We start from the raw sequence: 863 nt of genomic DNA, 5'->3' as shown, positions 1-863 counted from the left end.
AGAACGGGAAGGTTCAGTGGCGTTACCGTGTCATTACCAAAAATTGCATACCGCTCGCGCCCAAGATATTTCCCACCCTGAACTGAAGCACTGCCGTTCTGTATTTTTATTCCAAACATTCGATACACATACATGCCATTTACTTCATGGGCCATCAGCCCGAATCTGCCCAGCGGAACATAGCCTTTGCCGATGCTCACGGCATTTTTCGAAGGCGTCCAGAGCTGATTGAGGTAGACGAAGGGACGCCTGGTTGTTGAAAACGTGCAGGCTCCGGCTGCATTGAAGATGTTTAGCCCCGTGCCAGGCTGCGGCGCCACGCCACTGGCGAAGATGACAATATCTATCGTGCCGGTCGTCGGAGCATCATCGTTGGTGGATGGAGGGCTGAAGAACCTGACCGTGTTGCCATCGAAATCGACTGTATTACCGCTATTGCAGCGCCCAAAGACGATATATTTGGACTTGTCGTATCCCGCTATTGTGGGAACTGCCCAGCCGCCAGTGGGGACATTGACGGTCCCCTTCCAGATACACTGCCCTGACTGCGTGGCATTGGTAATCGCCAGGAAGTCAGTACTGTCATCAATAAGCAGGCCTTCTCCTTTACGCTGGCCAGGAGGAAATATCTGCCAGATGCTTCCGGGGAACGTGTACGTACTCTCACGCTCACTGATGCTCACATCCTTCATCGTGGAATTCTGCGTCACGCGGCCGCCGGATATGGTGACCGAGTTCATTTTATGAAGCAGACCTGAATCAAGATAAGCCGTCGCGTGAGGGATAAACAGCACCTGCGCCCCGGAAACATAACCGGCAATATCAGCGTATTTGGCTTTCTGGTAGCCACTGTCAAAGTAGGC

1 protein-coding gene is annotated in these 863 nt (G+C 52.7%); it reads right to left on the bottom strand.

What is annotated here, in order from left to right; genetic code table 11:
- Positions 1–863: DUF6453 family protein (locus ACOTX5_RS26655; protein ID WP_126509005.1), on the bottom strand; the 863-nt coding region annotated here is incomplete at both ends.

The organism is Enterobacter cloacae complex sp. IR5441, from assembly GCF_049238215.1.
GTDB lineage: Bacteria > Pseudomonadota > Gammaproteobacteria > Enterobacterales > Enterobacteriaceae > Enterobacter > Enterobacter hormaechei_C.
This window is presented reverse-complemented; position numbering and strand designations above follow the sequence as displayed.